Origin of the sequence: Neobacillus paridis (assembly GCF_016765675.1) — a bacterium.
Taxonomy (GTDB): domain Bacteria; phylum Bacillota; class Bacilli; order Bacillales; family Cytobacillaceae; genus Neobacillus; species Neobacillus paridis.
Window position 1 is genome coordinate 1 of the sequence record NZ_JAESWB010000108.1, and the last position, 766, is coordinate 766.

A 766-nucleotide genomic window follows, 5' to 3' on the forward strand; every position below is an offset into this window, starting at 1 on the left:
ACGAGTTTGGCGTGCCCGTTTGGGACTACAGCGGCGGGCTCCACCCTCTGGTAGTTCAGTGCGTGCTCGACGACGTCACCGATCCGCAAATACGCGCAGAGATCTATCAGATCTGCCGGGACGTGGCCGAAGCAGACAGCCACCTGTCCAACGGTGAACAGGCGGTACTGCAGCTCACCAGCTCGCAGTGGCGCCTTGCCGCTCCAACCGAAATTGTCCAGAAAGGATTGTCATGAAAATTGATGTGCGAGGCGAAGGCCTCACGACCACCCAGGTCCATGCGATGGTCACCACGATACGCACGACCTTTCGCGAGTTCGCGCAGCGCATTACCTCCGTATTGGTGATCGTGTCGACCCAAGCCAAGAAGCGCCACGCGGCCCGCAATTGCGTGATCGAAGTGCGCATGGCGGATGGCCACGTCGAGAATGTTGAAGAGCGCCAGCGGCGGTTGGGTTCGGCCTTACGACGGGCAGTCCAGCGCGCCTGGAAGGCGGCCGTCAGCTGGCTCAAGCAGCAACTTCCAGTGCGCCCGACGTCGCCGCCGCGCCAAACTTTGTCGCCAGTGCCCATTACCAGCCGGTCCTTGAACACTGCGCGACGGAGCGAGCAATGAGCGAGCATGCCTTGCCGATCTTGGTCGGCACGATTGGCGCAGCGAGCTTGATCGCGGCAGTCGTCGGGCACCGTATCGGCAATGATAAACGAGATATCCGGTTGCTGACCCTCCTCGGCAGCGCCATGAGCTGCCTGTCCCTCACACTTC

Annotated in this window: 2 protein-coding genes; both read left to right on the forward strand. The window is 61.6% G+C overall.

Translation table 11 applies throughout. The annotated features are described in order from the left end of the window. The coding region (locus tag JK635_RS06320; protein ID WP_202653128.1) for a tellurite resistance TerB family protein at positions 1-236 on the forward strand (236 nt) is incomplete at its 5' end. Beyond that, a complete protein-coding gene (locus JK635_RS06325; protein ID WP_202653129.1) occupies positions 233-616 on the forward strand; it encodes a hypothetical protein in 384 nt (127 codons plus the stop codon). The genes JK635_RS06320 and JK635_RS06325, both read left to right, overlap by 4 nt. Positions 617-766 lie beyond the last annotated feature (150 nt).